At 58.1% G+C, this 18,916-nt stretch carries 20 protein-coding genes; 11 read left to right on the top strand and 9 right to left on the bottom strand.

The genetic code is table 11. The features are described from left to right. Window positions 1–191: 191 nt before the first annotated feature. From GN112_RS27305 to GN112_RS27290, 4 genes are all read right to left on the bottom strand, one after another. Window positions 192–683, bottom strand: coding sequence for a SoxR reducing system RseC family protein (locus GN112_RS27305; protein WP_162459142.1), 492 nt, complete (start codon window positions 681–683; stop codon window positions 192–194). 227 nt (window positions 684–910) lie between these two features. After that, complete coding sequence (gene hisG / locus GN112_RS27300; RefSeq protein WP_155313057.1) at window positions 911–1,759, bottom strand: ATP phosphoribosyltransferase; 849 nt, start codon at window positions 1,757–1,759, stop codon at window positions 911–913. Window positions 1,760–1,865: 106 nt separating this feature from the next. Beyond that, complete coding sequence (locus tag GN112_RS27295) at window positions 1,866–2,129, bottom strand: phosphoribosyl-ATP diphosphatase (protein ID WP_155313056.1); 264 nt, start codon at window positions 2,127–2,129, stop codon at window positions 1,866–1,868. Window positions 2,130–2,460: 331 nt separating this feature from the next. Continuing rightward, a complete protein-coding gene (locus GN112_RS27290; protein ID WP_155313055.1) occupies window positions 2,461–2,859 on the bottom strand; it encodes a helix-turn-helix domain-containing protein in 399 nt (132 codons plus the stop codon). Window positions 2,860–3,354: 495 nt separating this feature from the next. Here GN112_RS27290 and GN112_RS33700 point away from each other — a divergent pair, with 495 nt between their 5' ends. The 7 genes from GN112_RS33700 (at window position 3,355) to GN112_RS27260 (ending at window position 10,114) form a co-directional block, all read left to right on the top strand. Continuing rightward, window positions 3,355–3,882, top strand: coding sequence for a hypothetical protein (locus GN112_RS33700; protein WP_162459141.1), 528 nt, complete (start codon window positions 3,355–3,357; stop codon window positions 3,880–3,882). A gap of 1 nt (window position 3,883) precedes the next feature. Next, complete coding sequence (lnt, locus tag GN112_RS27285) at window positions 3,884–5,473, top strand: apolipoprotein N-acyltransferase (RefSeq protein WP_162459140.1); 1,590 nt, start codon at window positions 3,884–3,886, stop codon at window positions 5,471–5,473. Window positions 5,474–5,579: 106 nt separating this feature from the next. Next, a protein-coding gene (gene prfB, locus GN112_RS27280; protein ID WP_231713965.1) for a peptide chain release factor 2 occupies window positions 5,580–6,678 on the top strand; the annotation gives its coding sequence in 2 pieces (ribosomal slippage) (window positions 5,580–5,648 and window positions 5,650–6,678; 1,098 coding nt in all). An 8-nt stretch (window positions 6,679–6,686) separates the two neighbouring features. After that, window positions 6,687–7,304, top strand: coding sequence for an HD domain-containing protein (locus GN112_RS27275; protein ID WP_176603546.1), 618 nt, complete (start codon window positions 6,687–6,689; stop codon window positions 7,302–7,304). Then, entirely contained in the window at window positions 7,298–7,942 is a 645-nt protein-coding gene (thiE, locus tag GN112_RS27270) for a thiamine phosphate synthase (RefSeq protein WP_155313053.1), read from the top strand. Before GN112_RS27275 ends, thiE begins: the two co-directional genes overlap by 7 nt. Window positions 7,943–7,967: 25 nt before the next feature. Then, window positions 7,968–8,975, top strand: a complete 1,008-nt coding sequence (locus tag GN112_RS27265) for a potassium channel family protein (RefSeq protein ID WP_155313052.1) — start codon at window positions 7,968–7,970, stop codon at window positions 8,973–8,975. Between the two features lie 47 nt (window positions 8,976–9,022). Further along, entirely contained in the window at window positions 9,023–10,114 is a 1,092-nt protein-coding gene (locus tag GN112_RS27260) for an NAD(P)H-dependent oxidoreductase (RefSeq protein WP_155313051.1), read from the top strand. Between the two features lie 35 nt (window positions 10,115–10,149). Here the strand turns inward: GN112_RS27260 and GN112_RS27255 are convergent, their stop codons facing one another. The 4 genes from GN112_RS27255 to priA all read right to left on the bottom strand — a co-directional run bounded on the left by GN112_RS27255 (window position 10,150) and on the right by priA (window position 15,915). Next, window positions 10,150–11,727, bottom strand: a complete 1,578-nt coding sequence (locus GN112_RS27255) for a SidJ-related pseudokinase (protein WP_155313050.1) — start codon at window positions 11,725–11,727, stop codon at window positions 10,150–10,152. A 53-nt stretch (window positions 11,728–11,780) separates the two neighbouring features. Next, on the bottom strand, window positions 11,781–12,404 hold the full coding sequence (locus GN112_RS27250) for an HAD family hydrolase (protein WP_155313049.1): 624 nt from the start codon (window positions 12,402–12,404) through the stop codon (window positions 11,781–11,783). Between the two features lie 98 nt (window positions 12,405–12,502). Continuing rightward, a complete protein-coding gene (locus GN112_RS34935; protein WP_268815390.1) occupies window positions 12,503–13,291 on the bottom strand; it encodes a DUF1573 domain-containing protein in 789 nt (262 codons plus the stop codon). Between the two features lie 158 nt (window positions 13,292–13,449). Beyond that, entirely contained in the window at window positions 13,450–15,915 is a 2,466-nt protein-coding gene (gene priA / locus GN112_RS27235; protein WP_231717149.1) for a replication restart helicase PriA, read from the bottom strand. Between the two features lie 210 nt (window positions 15,916–16,125). Here priA and GN112_RS27230 point away from each other — a divergent pair, with 210 nt between their 5' ends. The 3 genes from GN112_RS27230 (at window position 16,126) to GN112_RS27220 (ending at window position 17,842) form a co-directional block, all read left to right on the top strand. Continuing rightward, window positions 16,126–16,431: a hypothetical protein gene (locus tag GN112_RS27230; RefSeq protein ID WP_155313047.1), complete on the top strand. Its 306-nt coding sequence runs from the start codon at window positions 16,126–16,128 to the stop codon at window positions 16,429–16,431. 123 nt (window positions 16,432–16,554) lie between these two features. Then, window positions 16,555–17,181, top strand: a complete 627-nt coding sequence (gene upp / locus GN112_RS27225) for a uracil phosphoribosyltransferase (RefSeq protein ID WP_155313046.1) — start codon at window positions 16,555–16,557, stop codon at window positions 17,179–17,181. A gap of 88 nt (window positions 17,182–17,269) precedes the next feature. After that, window positions 17,270–17,842, top strand: coding sequence for a cob(I)yrinic acid a,c-diamide adenosyltransferase (locus GN112_RS27220; protein ID WP_155313045.1), 573 nt, complete (start codon window positions 17,270–17,272; stop codon window positions 17,840–17,842). A gap of 92 nt (window positions 17,843–17,934) precedes the next feature. On the opposite strand, the gene GN112_RS27215 is transcribed toward GN112_RS27220, so the two are convergent. Further along, a complete protein-coding gene (locus tag GN112_RS27215; protein WP_155313044.1) occupies window positions 17,935–18,123 on the bottom strand; it encodes a CooT family nickel-binding protein in 189 nt (62 codons plus the stop codon). 234 nt (window positions 18,124–18,357) lie between these two features. On the opposite strand from GN112_RS27215, the gene GN112_RS27210 reads away from it, so the two are divergent. Further along, window positions 18,358–18,849, top strand: a complete 492-nt coding sequence (locus GN112_RS27210; RefSeq protein WP_155313043.1) for a rhodanese-like domain-containing protein — start codon at window positions 18,358–18,360, stop codon at window positions 18,847–18,849. Window positions 18,850–18,916: the final 67 nt, after the last annotated feature.

Below are 18,916 nucleotides of genomic sequence, written 5' to 3'. Positions count from 1 at the left end.
GGGAGCGCTTTTGAAAAATCGTGGTTTGGCATTTCGGTGATGGCTATGTGTCAGTTTTAAAAAATTCAGGAACGATAATGGCGATGGTTTTATTTTTTTATCATAGCACATATCGGCATGCAGGGGGGGAGACAATAGAATTTTTTGGTGAATTCTGTTGATTCCGGGAAGGAAATCCTCATTTTGAGGGTTTAGTGCTTTCCGTACGAACACCCCTCTGTTGTCCCGGCCGCGGGGAAATTGGATTTGGCATTGATGATGCGGGTAATCACCGGAACAACCGGCCGGCGCGACGACCAGATTCGGGAAATAAAAACGGAAACCGCAAAACCCAGCAAGAAACCGGCCAGACTGAAGGCGATGCTGTGACCGTTGCCGGCGCCATTTTCCGTACTCGTGGTAAGCATGCCCATGAATGCGCCGGCCAGCATGCCTCCCACCGGAACCAGATAGAGGACCGCCAGTCGGGACAGGAGAGTTCCTGTGGCCACCGTCAGGGTCACCCGGTCGCCCACGGCGGCGTGGGCCTGATTGCGCGCTGCGGACCGTTCACCCTGGCCGGCCCGGCCGCCATGGCATTGTCCAAACGCACCGCAGCTGCCGCACCCCTGACGCTTTTCGGCCACCACCATTGCCTGACCGTCATCGCCCGTTTCCACCACGATCGCAATCGTCTGAGCCATGGGACACCTCCTTTGATACCACAATGTGGTAAACATAAGAACGGATTTTCCTTTTTCAACAGGATTGAATCCGGCCACGGTGTATGAACAAACACGGATATTTCTGGAAGCTGGGAAGCGGGTCCCGCTCCCAGGCCACCGGCATGGATGGCGTCGGGTAGCAGACAGCAGCATCGACCTGCAATACAGGGCAGTGGTCAGCCTGAAAAGACAGAAGGGTACCGGGGCTAAATACGGCAGGTCCGAATATCGGTAACGATGATCCCCTTGGCGCCGAGCTTGGTGAGTCGATCCATGATCGGGTTGACGTCCTGCTGGCGGGACATGGACTTGACGGCCACCCACCCTTTTTTGCTCAGCGGCGAGACTGTTGGGGATTCGATTCCAGGGGTGACCACACAGGCCATTTCCAGCATGGCCTCGGGGATGTCGTACTCGACCATCACGTATTCCCGGGCCACGACAATGCCACGGATGCGCTCGATAAACAGATATACGGCCTCGTTGGCGGTAATCGCCTGGCTGCGGGCCACCAGGATTGCCTCGCTTTGCAGGAGCGGCTCCCCCACGACTTTGAGCCCGGCGGCGTGAAGGGTCCGACCGGTCTGCACCACATCGGCAATGGCATCGGCTACCCCCAGACGGACGGAGATTTCCACGGCACCGTCCAATCGGATAATTTCCGCCTGGAATCCGCGGCGCTGGAGATCCTCGCTCACCAATTGGGGATAGGACGTGGCAATGCGCCGGCCGGCCAATTGGTCCGGTGTCAGCCCGGTGTCATCCGGCACGGCATAGCAGAAATCGGATCGACCAAACCCCAACGGAAGCAGTTCCTCGACATCCGCGCCGCTGTCCTGGGTCAGGTCCCGGCCGGTCACGCCCAGATCCAAAATACCCTTGCTCACATAAATGGCAATGTCACGGGGACGCAGAAAAACAAATTCCACCTGGTTGCGGCTGTCACAGATAATCAGTTCCCGGCTGTAGCGACGACAGTTATAGCCAGCCTCCCGAATCAGTTGGACGGCGTCTTCGGAAAGGGAGCCTTTGTTGGGAAGCGCGATTTTCAACATGGTCGTATCTATCCTTTAAGCAAGCGGAATCGGTGATCGCAGGCATGATCATAATCACGCATGGTTAGCAGGGTGTGAGAACAAGGTGATCATTTGATTACGTCACCTACAGATACCGGTAGACATCTTCCAGCTCCAGACCGCAGGCGATCATCATCACCTGGATGTGGTAAAGCAGCTGCGAAATCTCTTCGGCCGTCCGTTGGCGACCTTCGTGCTCGGCGGCCATCCACACTTCACCGGCCTCTTCGATCACCTTTTTGCCAATGGTGTGGACCCCTTTTTCCAATAGTTGAACCGTTCCCGATTGGGGATCCTGGCAAGCTGCCTTGGCCTGGAGTTCGGCAAAAAGGGCTTCAAATGATTTCATGGCCATGGGTTGTCCTTTATCTTTCCATTGTAACGAATCCGCAGACAGCCCGGGCGACACACCTGAACCGCCATTTTGCAACGCGCAGGCCCGACACGGGTCGGGTCGGTTTTGGCGAATCTGTCACTTTTAACAGAAAACCGGTTGGCAAACAATGCCAGGCAACAAATCCTGGGGATCATAAAAGGTAGGACGGCTCTGCCGGTGTGGGGTAATTTGGCAGAGCCGCCGAGGGTAGAGGGATTGAGTAGTGCATATGGGGTGTTAGATACAACAATAAGGGCGTCCCCCATGACTGTCAAGCAGAAAATTACCACAATGTGGTGTTTTTTTAATATGGATGGGCGTCGATTTTTTTCAGAATCGCTTTGAACACAGCACAGGTATGGCACAACTCCATTTTCTCTTTCCATGAATTATGCACGACGCCGTCACAGATGGTGCCGTTGATGAACCAGCAGTGCTCGCCGCCGTTAAACTCCCAGGCCGGGCACAGTTCCCGCTGCTCCGGCTCACAGTGCCGCTGGGTCCAGCAGGGGCCGTCGCCGTTGTCGGTACACAATTTCTGAGTGAGCAGAAAATAGAGCTGACGTTCCACATGCACGGGGATGGACCGCCAGCCCTGTTCGTAGCTGTGGATGGCCTTGATGGAGGTGCCCAGCAGCTGAGCCATCTGTTTCTGGGTTTTGTTCAGTTTTTTTCGGTAGGTGCTGAAAAGTTTGCTGTCCATGGGCCTCAGCTTACAAATAACCGTCTCTGCACGGCAGCCAGCCGGCAGGATGGGTGTTGGCAATACGATTTCACGCCACGGGTCGTGCCACCAAGCGTTGCCGGCCACACCCTTGCGGCCAGCAACAAATGAGCAAAAGACCAAGAAAATTCTGGTTGCCACAGTGTGGTACAAATGTCAACCGGTTTTATCAGCGGCCGGTCTCCATGCAGAAAATCGCGAAGGAATCAACTGACATCGCGGCGGATGTCGATGCCATATTTTTCCATGCGCTTCCAGAAGGACGGTACCGGTCATCAATGGCCCATTCGGGTTTTCACCGGTCATTAAGGCTGCTTGACTTGCCGCTACGGCTGAATTAAAGTGACGCCGATTTCAATGGCCGCGGGGCGGGCTGTCCGGGATAGCGGGCAATGCCGGCCGCCGCATTCGCACTTAGCGTTGTCGCCGTCGGTATCGACGGGCAGACCGCACAGCCTTCTGATATGAAAATCGATGAGCGATACCGAAAATACGGACAATGATGTACCCCGGGCTGGCAATGAGCTGTTCCAGTTTGCCATCGACCGGGGTGATATGAACACGATTCTCGATCGCCTGCCGTTTGATGTTCCGGAAAAACGGGTGGCCCTCGAATACGAAATTCAGATCCTGCGGATTATCTCCGTGGGTTGGGCCATCGCCTTTTTCCTGGGCGACAGCGCCCTCAAAGCCCCCCTTGGCCAACAGTTCTGGGAGCATGTGCGGGCTTTTTCGGAAACCCTTTCCAGTTCGGCATCCTTGACCGTGGGAACGGACATCGACTACTTCGATATTCTCAAACAACGTCTCGACTACTATGTCGCTGCGCTGGATTCGGCTGAGGGGATCGACCAGCCGGCGCTGGCCATCGGTCCCGCGTTTGCCGGCGTCTGCGGCGACAGGGACGATGCCTGCACCATTCTGGCCGGCAGCAAGATGTTCGTCCATACCATCGACGCGGTACGGGAGTACCTCGGTCCGGCGGTTACGGTCGAGGGTTGACGTGGCCACCGGATTGAAAAAAGCCGGGACGTTGGCCGGTCTCAGCGGGATTTTGCTCACCGCGGCCTTTCCCAAGATCGGAATTTCGCTTCTCGCCTGGTTTGCCCTGGTTCCCCTGCTGGCGGCGCTTCGGGGGCTCACGCCCACGGCGGCGTTCAGGACCGGGATGCTCGCGGGCCTGGCGCACTACCTCACCCTACTGTACTGGGTGGTGTTCACCATGCGTGTGTACGGCTACCTGCCCTGGTGGCAATGCGTCTCCCTGCTGGTGCTGCTGGCCGCCTATCTGGCCCTCTTCCCGGGAATCTTCGCCATGGCCCTGGTGCGGTGCTGTCATAAGCCGGTTCATCTGATTCTGCTGGCACCGGTTTTCTGGGTGGCTCTGGAATATGCGCGCACATTTCTGCTGACCGGTTTTCCATGGTCGCTGGTGGGATATTCCCAGTTCAACCGCTTGCCGATCATTCAGATCGCCGATATGTTCGGGGTGTACGGCATCTCTTTTCTGGTGCTGCTGGTCAATGCAGCCATTTACCTGTTGCTGCTCTTTGCTGCCGGTAAAGCCTGGAACGGCGTCGTGCTGGAACGGCGGCAGGTGGTCAGGGCCGCCGCCCTGGCGCTGGTCCTGATCGGCCTCAGCGTCCTCTATGGCCGGCACCGGATTGCCGCAATGGATGCAGCCATGGCGGTTGCCCCATCGACGCGGGTGGCCGTCATTCAGGGCAACATCGACCAGGCCGTCAAATGGGATCCGGCATTTCAGATCCGCACCACCAAAAAATATCTGGACCTGACCCGCTCGGCAGTCGCCCGCCAGCCGGACCTGGTGGTGTGGCCGGAAACGGCGACACCCTTTTATTTCAAAGCCAGCCCCAAACTGACCGGCATGGTGACCGATGCCGTGCGGCAGTCGGGGGTTCCGCTGCTGGTGGGCAGTCCCAGCGTCCAGAGAGGGACGGCCGGCCGGCCTGAATATTACAACAGTGCCTATCTGGTGGCGCCTGACGGCAGTGTTGCCGGCCGTTACGACAAGGTACACCTGGTGCCCTTCGGAGAGTATGTCCCCTTAAAGGGGCTGTTGTCCTTCGTGGGCAAAATGGTGGCCCAGGTGGGTGATTTCTCAGCAGGCGAGAAGGGCCGCACACTTGCCTGGGGACCGGACCACCCGAAAATCGGGGTACAGATCTGTTTTGAAATCATTTTCCCGGGGCTTTGCCGCTCCCTGGTGAAAAACAATGCCGGGCTGCTGGTCAATCTGACCAACGACGCCTGGTTTGGCCGCAGCAGCGCCACCTACCAACATTTTAGCATGGCGGCGTTACGCGCCGTCGAAAATCGCCGCAGCCTGGTGAGGGCGGCCAATACGGGGATCAGCGGAGTCGTGGATCCGGTCGGCCGCGTTGTGCGGCGTACGGATCTGTTCGCGGATGCCGTGATCGTCGACGATGTTCTCGTGCTGTCTGAAAAAAGCTTTTACACCCGCATGGGCGATCTGCTGCCCCTGGTATGTTTATTTGTCATGGGAACCCTCATGGGGCTTGCCTGGCGGGCGGCAGGAAACGATAATAAGAAAAAGAACGCCCGTCCATAAATGACCCATTTGTCCATGTTTTGGACAGGCACGGATAATAGGCCGGTTCAATGGTGAACCGGATCAAACAACACGTCAACCGCGGTTGACCGAAGGAGATACAAAGATGAGCACGGAAGCCAAACAGACCATCAAAGACCATCGACAAAAACTTGACCAGCTGAAGGAGTATCTTTGACCTGGACAGCCAGGAGAAACGACTCCAGGAGATCGAAGCCGAAATTGCCCGTGACGGGTTCTGGGACAACCCTGACGCCACCACGGCGATTCTGAAAGAACGCACCCTGCTCAGCCAGCGCATTGATACGTTCCACACATTGGAAAAAGACCTTGAGGATGCCGGTATTCTCCTGGAACTGGCCGTTGAGGAGGCCGACGCCGACACCACCCAGGAGGCGGCGGATCAGATCCATGAACTGGGGCGGCGGATTCACCAGTTCTCCTTGAATACGATGCTAGACGGTGACGACGATGCCAACAATGCCATCCTTTCGATCAACGCCGGTGCCGGTGGTACCGAAGCCCAGGACTGGGCTGAAATGCTTTTTCGCATGTACCTGCGTTGGGTGGAAAGCAAAGGGTTCAAATCCAATGTCATCGATTTCCAGCCGGGTGACGAGGCGGGCATTAAAAGTGTCACCTTCACGGTAACGGGCCAGTTTGCCTATGGCTACCTCAAATCGGAGAGCGGGGTGCACCGCCTGGTCAGGATTTCGCCCTTCAACGCCAGCGGCAAGCGCCACACCTCCTTTGCTTCCGTTTTCGTCTATCCGGAACTGGACAACGAGATCGCGATCGACGTGGATGATAAAGACCTGCGCATCGATGTCTTTCGTGCCAGCGGCGCCGGCGGCCAGCATGTCAACAAGACCAGCAGTGCGGTGCGCATCACCCACCTGCCCACCGGCATCGTGGTCCAGTGCCAGCAGGAAAAATCCCAGCACCGCAACAAGGACATGGCCATGAAGGTCCTCAAGGCGCGCCTTTACGAAGCGGAAAAACGCAAACAGGATGAGCGCCTGCAGGAAATCCACGACGGCAAGGACGACATTGCCTGGGGCAGCCAGATCCGCTCCTACGTGCTGCACCCCTACCAGATGGTCAAGGACCATCGCATTGGCCTGGATGTGGGCAATGTGAACAGCGTGCTGGATGGGGATATCGATGTGTTCATCGAGGGCGTGCTGCTGTCGGGAAAGGCCTGATCGGTAAAATGGCTGACATCATACCGGATCCGGAAACCATTATCACGGAGCTTTACCCACGCGGAAGTTTGACCCGGAAGCTCTTGCTGCAGCACGGTGAGCAGGTGGCCGCCAAAGCCCTGGCCGTGCTCGATCGGTCAGCCTGGCTGGATGCGGACCGCACGTTCGTCTACCAGGCGGCCATGCTCCACGATATCGGTATCGGCCGTACCCACTGCCCCTCATTGGGCTGTACCGGCCCCCTGCCCTATGTCTGCCACGGCGTTGAGGGCCGGACGATTCTCAACCGCCTGGGGCTCATTCGACACGCATGGGTCTGCGAGCGTCATGTGGGCACGGGAATCACTGCCCGGCAGATCAAGGCGCAGAACATCCCCCTGCCGCTGCGGGAGATGCTTCCCATCACCGTGGAAGAACGCTTGATCTGCTATGCCGACAAGTTTTTCTCCAAGAGTGACAGTGGCCGGCATGAAAAGAGTGTCGATGAAATTGTCTCCGGACTGACGCGCTACGGGACGGACAACGCGCTGCGATTTGACCGCCTGCACCGCTTCTTTACCGTCGAACCGGCTGTTTCCGGCCGCCTCGCGGCAACCGGACACCAACAGGAAAAAGCACCATGCTGAAACCGGATGCGCTTCGCCGCCGACTGCGCTTTTATTTCATTACCGACGACCAGGCGGAGGGGTTCTCCGCCCTGGAGCAAGTGCGCGTGGCCATTGAGGCCGGGGCCACCATGGTCCAGTATCGCAACAAATCCTTTCAGCTGACGGACTATGCAACGGTCGAGGCCATTTGCCGGTATTGCCAGGTGCGGCGGGTGCCGTTTGTGGTCAACGATCACCCCCTTCTGGCCCGAGCCGTTGGCGCGGATGGCGTTCATGTGGGCCAGGACGATACACCGCCCCAGCTGGCCCGGCGGATTATGGGGCCCCGGGCCATCGTGGGGGTATCGGTTTCCTCCCTGGCCGAACTGGAGCGCACCGAACTGACCGATTGCGACTACATCGGCACCGGTCCGATCTTTCCTACCGGCACCAAACCCGACGCCAAAACGGTGCAGGGCCTGTCGGGTTTGCAAAGCATGGCGGCGCGGTCCCCCTTGCCCGTGGTCGCCATCGGCGGCATCGGGCCGGGTCGCGCACGGGACTGTTTTGCCCATGGGGCGGCCGGCGTGGCCGTGATCAGCTGCATCAGCCGCGCCGCCAATCCCATCAAAGCGGCAACGGCCATGGCCGACGCCTGCAACGTCTCATCGGTTTAAGGGTCGCGGAAAAAAGATTGATCCCATGGGAATCCGAAAACGGCTATTTTTTGCTGCCGCCAGCCTTGTCGGCACCATGCTGCTGGGCAGCACGGGTTACTATTTTCTCTTCGAAGGCAAGTCCAGCTACATCGACTGCCTGTACATGACGGTCATCTCACTCACCACGGTGGGATTCGGCGAGGTCCTGGGGATCACCGGCAACGTCCGCGCCCAGATCTTCACCATGCTGCTGATCACCTTTGGCATGGGAATTATCCTATACTGCATCAGTACCCTGACGGCCATGCTCATTGAAGGAGAGCTGACCGGTATGCTCAGGAGAAGGAAAATGCAAAACAAGATCAATGCGCTGACGGGCCACTACATTATCTGCGGCGGCGGCGAAACCGGTTTCCCCCTGGCATCCGAACTGATCACCAGCAAGGTCAAGGTGGTGATGATTGAAAATGACCGGGCCGCGGTGGAACGGATTCACCAGATCAAGGGGTTGTTTCATATTGACGGTGACGCCACCGAGGACGCCAATCTGATTGCCGCCGGAATCGAGCGGGCCATGGGCGTGGCCATCTGCCTGCCGTCAGACAACGACAACCTGTATATCACCATGACGGCCCGCATGCTCAATCCCAGGGTGCGAATTATCAGCCGCATGACCAACAGCCGGTTGGAAGCCAAACTGCTCAAGGCCGGCGCGACCTCGGTGGTCTCTCCCAACACCATCGGTGCGCTGCGCATGGCCTCGGAGATGATCCGGCCGGCAGCCATCGAATTCCTCGATAATTTCCTGAGAAGTGAACGTGGCGGACTGCGCATCCACCAGATTCCGGTCAACACCCACTCACCGCTCACCGGCAAATCGATCATGCAGTCCGGCCTGCGGGATCAATTCAACCTGCTGCTGCTGGGTGTGCAGCGCAAGGATGGCGAGTTTGAATTCCGGCCGCCCAGCTCATTCGTTCTTGAATCGGGAATGACGTTGATCGTCATGGGGGATATTGACAATATCAACAGCGCCAAGGATATGCTTTAAAAACACTTGTTCCCATCATTAAATGGAGAACAACCGGTGAGACGTTTATGACAACAGACGATTGGCAGGAAAAACGAAAAGACAGGCGTTTTCCCTTTTCAAAAAAAGATGCGGTCTATTGTGTCGTGCTGCGAGCAAAATCGGCGGGAACGACCATCGCACTGTCCACTGTGGATTTTAGTGAGTCGGGGTTTCAGTTCGCCATTATCCCCAATCTGAAGGAAGATTTTTTTACCGGTGAGCGGCTCTATCTGAAAGCCATCGTCGGAACCCGTAACCTGACGTTCAAGGAGCCCATTGAACTGGCCATCCGATGGCAGCGTCACGACAATGAATCCGATGCGATCAGGATTGGATGTGAAATCTGTCGGATCGCCACCGAGGCGGAGAAACAGTTCATCGAATTTATCCAGGCCGAGGTAAAATTCAAAGGCATCCGGGCCCAGGCGTCACCGCGTGGAAAAACAAACGCGGTTGGCCGCACCCATCCCGATGCCGCCCCGCGAATCCAGGCCGATCCGTCGGCCACGGATGTGGTTTCCATTTTTGGCGGAGACAGCGCGACCGACGACTCGGCGGCCGTCCTGGGGTGGGTGGAAAATGAACTGACTTCGCTCGGACATCGGGTCGAACGGATCGACCTGTTTGCCAAAGCGATCCATGGCTGCAGCGGATGCCTGCGATGCCAGGACAATCCGAACGCACCCGGCTGCATCCAGAACGACGATATCGCGACAATCCTCAGGCGCATGCTTGACGCGGAATTGATCATCTATACCTCGCCAATCTATTTCACGGGTTTCAGCCTGCCGATGAAAGCATTAATGGACCGCTCGTTCTCCCTGTTCAGGAAAAGCGGCGGCGACCTCGCGCACGCCTCCTTTATGGAAGGCAAACGGCAAGCCTTGATCGCCACTGCCGCCGGATCGTTTGCCGATGATGCAACGCCGGCATTGGCCGTTTTTCATCGGCTGGGGCGTTATCACAAGGTGCGGACAGCAGGTTCGCTGTTGGTGTGCAACTGCCGTGACGCCGAACGGTTTGAGGAAGAGATCAGATTCCAGGCCAAGAAATTTGCCCATCAACTGTTGGACCCGGCGAAAAAGCCACACATCATCATGATACCGGGTGACGCGTAAAGCACCTTTACCCGGCACCCCGTCCGGTTGCCGCGTCAATGGCGGGCGGCCAAAAAACGGCCCATCACGCAGACGGCGGACATGGCCGCCACGGCCTCGATGAGTTCGGTCAGGGAAATCTGGCGGTTGAAATCACCCAGATGGGGACCGCTGGCAATCAGGATGTCCTTCTCTGCGCGTTTCAGCTGGCCAACGGTTTCATCCGGGACCCCTTTGGACCTTAAAAAATCATGGAACTGCGTGTCGCTCATCTGCTGCTGGTCAACGCGGCGGAGCCGTTCGGTCATGTATCGATCCATGCCCATCTCCTCGATCATGCGGGCGACCAGCCGGTCCGGATCCAGCGGCAGGTCCGGCGGCGGTGCCGTCCCCGCAAATCCGCTGTAGTACCCCCCGAAAATATCGCCAATCATCGATTTCAGCAGGTGCGGATCGAACAAATCCCGAGTGTCCACGGGGGTGCCTGTTTCGGTCAGGCCCTTTCTGGAACTGTCACGGCAGCGGAAATGGCTGCCAGCCACCAGCAGCAGACTTAAAAAATGGCTGCCGATCTGACGGTACAAGAGGTGGCTTTCGCCACCAACGGATTCCAGGTGCTCGAAATCGCGCAACCCGGACAACCCCAGATTCGGAAAGGCGCAGGAATCCAGCCACTGGTCCAGGCGGCCGGCACGGAACCACTGGTAGCGTCCCTGGTCGTTACGGCGCATGCGTTGGGTACGGTTGTGAAACAGGGGGATCGGTGCATCGTGGATGATTCCCCGGGCAGCGAGGTGGCCCATGAGAAAGGCATTGCGGGCAAGCATTTCCCGGGCACACGGGCCATCGACCCGGGGATGGTTGGGGTAAACAAAGTAGTCGCGATGGGCCACGAAGGCGATGGCCAGTTTCCCGGGATGCCGCGTAAGCGTGCTCGGAGGGGCCAGGGGGAGACGAGCCAAACGAAACACCGGCTGCCGGCGGATCCTCAGTGGTTCCGGAATGTGGAAACGGCAATCCACCGCGTAGTCCGGCCGATGCAGCGTTTCCATCCATTGGATCTCCTTTTGCAGGTCTTCAACCCGATCATCCTTTTTTGCCAGTTTGACCACCAGCAGCCGGTTTTCCCGGGACAGCGGAGTGACCAGGCTGCGGCCGATGTACCAGGGCGTTCCAACCGGGGTCAGCGCTTTGGCCTCGAAAAGTTCCCGCCAGGCGACGGGCGGGGTCGATGACGGCCGGTTGCCCACTGGTTGCGGGCCGTGAATGTTTACCGGCAGGCTGCCCAGGGCTTCGGCCACACCACGGTGGGCACTCCCTCGGGTTTGCCGGAGCAGGCCCTCGAGGCTGACCAAGGCCCGGGATCGCATGCCGTTTGCACCCGGTGCGCAGGCCATGTCGCACATGACGCATGCGGCCTCCCGGAAGAGAAAGTAGCTTTGCCGGACCCGGCTGAAGGCATCCGATCGCAGGAGCTGTTCCAGCGCGGTGATGGTCTCCCGGTCAAGCGTCCCCGGTTCTTTTCGCGCCAGGCGTCGCAGGTCGGTGACCGCATGGTACTTCGCGATAAAATCGAAGTGGACACCGGTCAGCGCCGCTTCGGCCTGCTTTTTGATGGAATGCGATGGGGGCATCGTTCAATACGTGAATCGCTTTTTTAAAGGGGGCAGCAAAATCGACCGAACGGTTATCCCAAGCCGAGCATGGCCTCGATTTCCGCCAGCCGGTCGATATGATGATCGGCCTTGAGATCCGGATTGCGGTAAGCCACAAAAGCGATCCCGGCGGCGATGGCGGCGGTTTCATCCACCTCGGAGTCGCCGATATAGAGCACCTCTTCCGGTCGGACACCAAAGTGGTCAACCACCTTATTGAGGGATTCGGGGTGCGGTTTGGGAAACCGGACATCCATGGCACAGACCACCAGGTCGAAAAGATGCTCGATATGGTTATCGGCCAATACGCGGGCCATGGTGTCGGTGCGGTTGGTGGCCACGGCGGTTTTGTAGCGCGGGCGTAATTTTTCCAGCAGGGGCACCAGCCCCGGCTCCATCTCCATCAACCGCAGAAAGGGCAGGTAGCCCATCTGTTTGCGAAAAGCATGCGCCGCCTGGCGGGCGGCCTCATCGGGAATCATGTATGCCAGGGCGGCGTCAACGGTCTGCATGTGGCTGTAATTGGCCTGATCGGGGGTCATCTCCGGCAGACCGACATGACTGAGCACATGGTTGTAGTATGCCTGATTGGCTTTGCGGGAATCGAACATGACCCCATCACAATCAAAAGCGACGACTTTCGGATGCTGCTTCACAAAAAGGCTCCTGTAGGCGAATAAAAAGCACCGACCGGGCGGTGTCGGTGCTTTTTGATGGCTTGTTGTGGGCGGGGTTATCGCCGGGCAACCGCCTTCTAACTGCCGCTGGATTGCGGCTTGGACGGATCCGGGTTTGCCGCCGGTGGTGCCGCTGCCTTGATCTGCCCGTAAATCGGCACGCTGATGGTGGGCTTGATGGTGCTGTCCGTGGTCAGGATCACCGTGTCGGCATAGCGACCGGCAGCGGTTTTCTTGTTCTCGATGGTCAGCAGATACCCGTCCCCTTCGGTGGCTTTGAGTTCTTTCAGGGCAAAGGCGATGTCCTTACCGTTACGCGCCTTGGCCTCGACAATGCGAAACGGATAGGCCTTTTCGCGGGTAATGGTGATCGACTTGCTGATATGGCTGCCGGCCGGGCCAACCAAGCGTGCGTAAGCCGGATTCAAGCGGACAAATTTGAGAACGGATCCGGTCAGGGTCAGGGTGATCCGCCGATTGTCCGGATCGTTGGTGTAAACCGCTATATTCTTTTTAAGGTCTCTGCCACCGTAACCGCTGGTGTTGACTTTGATGCTGATGGTTCCCTCGCCACCGGCGGGGATCTGCCTCGGGTAGGAGGCGACCGAGCAGCCTCAACCGGTTTTTACCTGGTGAATGTCCAGCATGGCGCGGCCGTCATTCTTGACCTTGAAATCGTGGGTGACCTGGGTTCCATCCACCACCGGCTCAAATTTATAGTGTCGATCGGCCATCACGGCGCCGGGACGCTCCGCCGGGGTCGCCGCTGCCGGCGGGTCGGCGGTCTGGCTGGATGCGGAAACGGCCGCCGGAATCGTGGCCAACATTATCAATGCGCTGGCCAGCGCAAACGTTCGCAAGTTCATGTTGTTCTCCTTTTGGGGAAAAGACGCTTTCCCGTACCTTCATAAATACTTGGTTCCTATGTTTAAGCCGTGCCTCCAGTCCTGTCAAGCAATGCGAAAGGAAAAAATGAGGCACCGGTGGCAACGTCCGGTTTACCGGCAGGATGAGGCCAGGGGATCTACATCAGGGAAAAGGGGTCCACATCGATGGTCACCCGCACATCGCGCCTGGTGGGGAGCGCGTTGGGACCCAGCATCAGTTGGTTGACGAATCGGTGCAGGCGGGCGGTGTCCGGGCTTTTGATCAACATCTGCCAGCGATGCTGGTTGGCAATCCTGGCCAGGGGCGCTTCAATGGGCCCCATCACCTGGACCTGCCGGTGAAACGGGCCTTCGGGGTGGAGCAGGTCCTGGCAGGCGCTTCCCAATGCCCGCGCATGGATACCAGTTTGCCGGGGATCCCTGCCGGACAGCCGCACGGCGATCATACGGGTAAACGGGGGGTAGCCCAGGGCCTGGCGAAAACCGATCTCCTGATTGAAAAAAGTGACGAAATCCTGGTGCTTGGCGGCCGTGATGCTGAAGTGGTCCGGGTTGAAGGTCTGCAGGATCACCTTGCCCGGCTGCTTGCCGCGACCGGCCCGCCCCGCCACCTGGGCGAGCAGCTGAAAGGTGCGTTCGCCGGCGCGGAAATCCGGGAAATTGAGCGTCAGGTCGGCACACACCACGCCGACCAGGGTAATTCCCGGGAAATCGTGCCCCTTGGCCACCATCTGGGTCCCCACCAGGATGTCGATGTTGCGGTTTTTCAGGTCCTTGAGCAGTTTCACGACGGATCCTTTGCGGGTCATGGTGTCCCGGTCCATGCGGGCGACCCGCGCCTGGGGAAAAAGCTGGACCATGGCCTCCTGAATTTTTTCGGTGCCTGTACCAAGCAGTTTGATTTTGTCGGAGCCGCAGGCCGGGCAGGTGGATGTGGCCGGCCGGGAAAAGCCGCAGTAGTGGCAGCGGTACGCATTGGCCTGTTTGTGCAGGGTCAGCGAGATATCGCAATTTTTACAGCGTAGCGGCTGGCCGCAATGGGCGCAGATGGGGAAGACGGAAAACCCCCGCCGGTTGAGAAAAATCAGCGTCTGGTGTCCGTCGTCCAGGGTCTTCTGGATCTCCTGCTGCAAAAGGGGAGTAATGTAGCGGCGGATGCCGCGTTCGTCCCGGATCTGCGAAAGATCCACGGTCTGGATGACCGGCAGCGGCTGACGGTTGACCCGCCTGGTCAGCCCGACCGTCGAATATTTACCGATGGCCACGTTGTGCCACGACTGCACCGACGGCGTTGCCGACCCCAGCACGGCCAGTGCGTTCTGGTGGCGCGCGCGGACAACGGCCAAATCCCTGGCGTTGTAACTGAGGCCGCCATCCTGTTTGTAGGCGGCGTCGTGCTCCTCGTCGACAATGATCAGCCCCACTGTTTCAAACGGTGCGAAGATGCAGGATCGGGCACCAATGGCGATGCCGGCCTCGCCCCTGGCCACACGCAACCACTGATCGTAGCGCTCCCCCCGGCTCAGTCCGCTGTGCAGCACGGCCACGGTCTCACCGAAACGGGCCCGGAAACGGCGTTCAGTCTGGGAGATAAGTGCAATTTCCGGAACCAGCACCAGGACATGCAACCCCCTGTCAACCGCCTGGCGGGCCAGCTGCAGGTATACTTCGGTCTTGCCGCTGCCGGTCACGCCGGCCAGCAAAACGGTCCGAAACCCTTTTCCCAGAAGCGGTGTCATCCGGTTGACCGCCTCGGCCTGCTCGTCGGTGAGCACCGGCGGCCGATCCGGATCGATGGGATCTCCGAAAGGATCCCGGTAAACGGGATGATCCTCGATGCGGACCATCCCGGCCTTTTGCATGGCCCGCACCAGGGACGCGGCGGTGGGAACCCGCTTGCTGAGATCCGGAACACTCAGTCCCCCCTGTTGCCGCAGGAGGTCCAGAATCGCCTGGCGTTGGGGAGAGATCTTTCCTGACTCGGCAACGCCTTCGGCAAGGCGGACCATGCGGATCGTTTTGCGGCGGACCTGTCCTCCCTTGATCTGGCGTTCCACCACCAGCCATCCGCGCTGACGCATCTGATGAATCAATGCCCATGGCACGCGCTGCCCCACATCTTTCTTCAGTTGACGGAAATCCATGGGCCGCTTTGTTAGCGCCGTCAGAACCGTTTTCTCCAGAGGGGAGACGGCATCCGAGGTGAGGGCGGCCATCCCCGGCGGACAGAGGGTCATGACGGCGATATCGGTCAGATTCAGGCCGGCCGGCAACGCCGTGCTGATCACCTGGCCCAGGGGATACATGTAATAGGTGGCAATCCACTGGAAAAACGGGACCATCGCCGATGAAAAAAGCGGTGCGTCGTCAAGAACGTCGAGGATGTGCTTGAGCGTGGTGGAATCCGGTTCTGAGCTGGATCCGATCAGATAGCCGGTGACCGTGCGGCTGCCGAAGGGAACCAGGACCCGTTTTCCCGTGCGGATCAGCGCCAAAAGATGGTCCGGAACTGTATAACTGTAACAGTCCATGACCGGCAGGGCCACGGCAACGGAAACAATCGGTCGATGCGGACGGATTGGTTTTTGCTTGACAGGGGTCACGGCATATTTTATTTATGAATTCATCATGTTGCGGACGTTTTGCGTGATTTTTAACGCTATTGGCTACCCCTTTTCGACGGTTTCATTGAAAAGGCCCTGATCATATCACGCATTGAAAGCGTTCCCAATACCTGCTACGTTTTTTGCATGGGACCGATCGTCGCCCATCCGGCGGAGGGTCCGCATCCACCAACCATGGAGGAAAATGGTATGAACGAAATCATTACATTCAAACGCCTGATCGTCCTCATCACCGTGCTCAGCCTGATCGCGGTGCCCTGTGCCAGTTGCTTTGCCCAAAACCTGGAACAAGACCCTGAAATCATCGCCGGGACAATGGCCGGTGATGCCCTGCTGGCCAGGCCGCTGGGATTTTGTGCATTGGTCATCGGTAGTGCGCTATTTGTCGTTTCACTGCCATTTTCCGCGACAGGCGGCAACGTCAAACCCGCTTTTGACCGGCTGATGGCGGATCCTGCCATGTTCACCTTTAACCGGCCATTGGGCGAATTTTAAGATCCACCGCTCCAAGAATCGGGCAGGCGCGCCATCCCCGACCGGGTTCCGACGCCTTTGTTTTTCAATTCACCCCCAAAACGATTCCCGCGCATTGACCGTCGGGTATAAAAAGGAGGCCGTGTGCCCGTCCATCTCGTCAAACACCCACTGATTCAACATAAAATCGGCCTGATGCGCGTTCATGACATATCTACCAAACAATTCCGCGAGTTGGCCAGCGAGGTGGCCGCGCTGCTGACCTATGAGGCCACCAAGGACCTCGAGACGGAAACCATCACCATCAAGGGGTGGGCCGGCGATGTGGTGGTTGAAAACATCAAGGGGAAAAAAATCACGGTCGTACCGATTCTGCGTGCCGGCCTGGGCATGATGGACGGGGTGTTAAACCTGATTCCTTCGGCCAGGGTGAGTGTGGTAGGGCTCTATCGAAACGAAGAGACCCTGGAGCCGGTTCGCTATTACGTCAAGATGACCAGCAATGTGCAAGACCGGATCGCCCTGATTCTGGATCCCATGCTGGCCACCGGCGGAACCCTTATGGCCACCATCGATCTGTTGAAAGAGGCCGGCTGCACGCAGATCCGGGGGCTTTTTCTGGTTGCGGCCCCCGAAGGCCTCGACCGGCTGACCAAGGACCATCCCGACGTGGATGTATATGTTGCTGCAATAGATGAAAAACTTAATGATATCGGGTATATTATTCCTGGCCTGGGCGATGCCGGAGATAAAATTTTCGGTACCAAGTAACCCCGGCGGTATGGTGTTTAAAACGGATGTATGAAAACGCCCGGCGGCAGCGGGCGTTTTTTTACTTGGCCGCATTGAGGGAAAAACCATGAAAATTTATACCACTACCGGCGATCGGGGAAAGACCAGCCTTTTCAGCGGCGAGCGGGTCCTGAAAAACAATCCCCGTATCGTTGCCTATGGTGACCTGGACGAACTCAATTCGGTGATCGGTTCCGTGGTCGCCGCCATCGGTCAGGAACACCAACCCGTCAAGGATGAGCTGCAGGGGGTGCAGGGTCTGCTTCTGGACGCCGGCGCCTGGCTGGCCACCACACCGGGCGCGGCCTCGGCCCGATTTCTGAAACCCTTTGACGACAAACCGGCCAAACAGCTTGAGGCGGCCATCGACCGAATCAGCGACGAACTTCCCGAACTGAAACAGTTCATCCTGCCCGGCGGGCATCTTTCCGCCGCACTGGCCCATGTGGCCCGCACCGTCTGCCGGCGCACCGAGCGGCGGGTCCTCGACCTCGTCGAGGGGGAAGGCGAAGATGCCGGTCTCACCGGAACCATGCAGCAGATCCTGGTGTTCCTCAATCGGCTTTCCGATTATCTCTTCTTGGTCGCCCGCTATTGCAATCACCTGCATGGGTGCGCGGACACGCTGTGGAAGGCGTAATGCATCCAGACCGTTTAACGGCTCTTTGTCGAGACCTATGATTGATCTGCGCCCACGGCGAGTTGCTGTCGGATGGAGGGATGGCGCACCGCTTACAGGGGCTGGAAGACCATCCGTTTCTCACTGTTGTTGTATTGGACCATTTTGGCCTTCAGGGTTTGCTCCTCCCCGAAAATGTTGACCAGGTGCATCCCGTCGGCCACCTCTTCGATCAGATCCACATTCTCCATGATTTTCTCTTCCGCGCCGTTTTTCATTATGAAAACATTGACATCACACATAAGGGTCTCCCTGCCGGTTATGCTCTGCGCCGTTGGCTGACAAAGCGGATGGTTGTTTCTGACGGACCATTGGAATCGGGTGCATTGTGGACAAAATGGCGATCAAATGCAATACTCGCTTCGGCGGAGTGGTTAGAAATAAAATGGTGATGATTAAAGTGAAATCAAGCCATCCGGTGTCCGTGGCATGATAAAAAAGCACGGGTTCTGCAGAATCCGGTGGGATGGGTCAATATGATAATCAAACACGCTGCCAAAGAGGCATTGGTGATCGTTCTGGCTGCCGTGGTGGTCGCCATTGCGGTGTATGCCATCCGGCCGGATAAAATCGGAATCCCGGTGGCCGTCCGGACCGGTAGCGAGGACGCCGATCACGCTGCCCAGCCGGCCATGCCATCCGGTTTCTCTGAAATTGCTCTTGATGAGACGAAGCGGCTGTTCGATGCGAATGCGGCTATTTTTGTCGATGCCCGGCAGGATGTGGATTTTGACGCCGGGCATATCCGTGGTGCGCGCAATCTGGTGTTTGCCGATCAGGACCGCTGGCTGCCGGACTTCCTTGCCACCACCGATCCGGCGACTGTGATCATCACCTATTGTGACGGCGAGCACTGCCATCTCGCGCCGGAGCTTGCGGATCTTCTCTTTTTCAACGGATTCGATCATGTCTTTTACTTGAAAAATGGCTGGACACGCTGGCGGGAAAGCGGGTTTCCGGTGGAATAGATATGATTTGTCCCACACCGGCATAACGGTGGCACAGTTCTGATCAAGTATCTCCCCCAAACGACGA

Source organism: Desulfosarcina ovata subsp. ovata, from assembly GCF_009689005.1.
Classification (GTDB): Bacteria; Desulfobacterota; Desulfobacteria; order Desulfobacterales; family Desulfosarcinaceae; genus Desulfosarcina; species Desulfosarcina ovata.
This window is presented reverse-complemented; position numbering and strand designations above follow the sequence as displayed.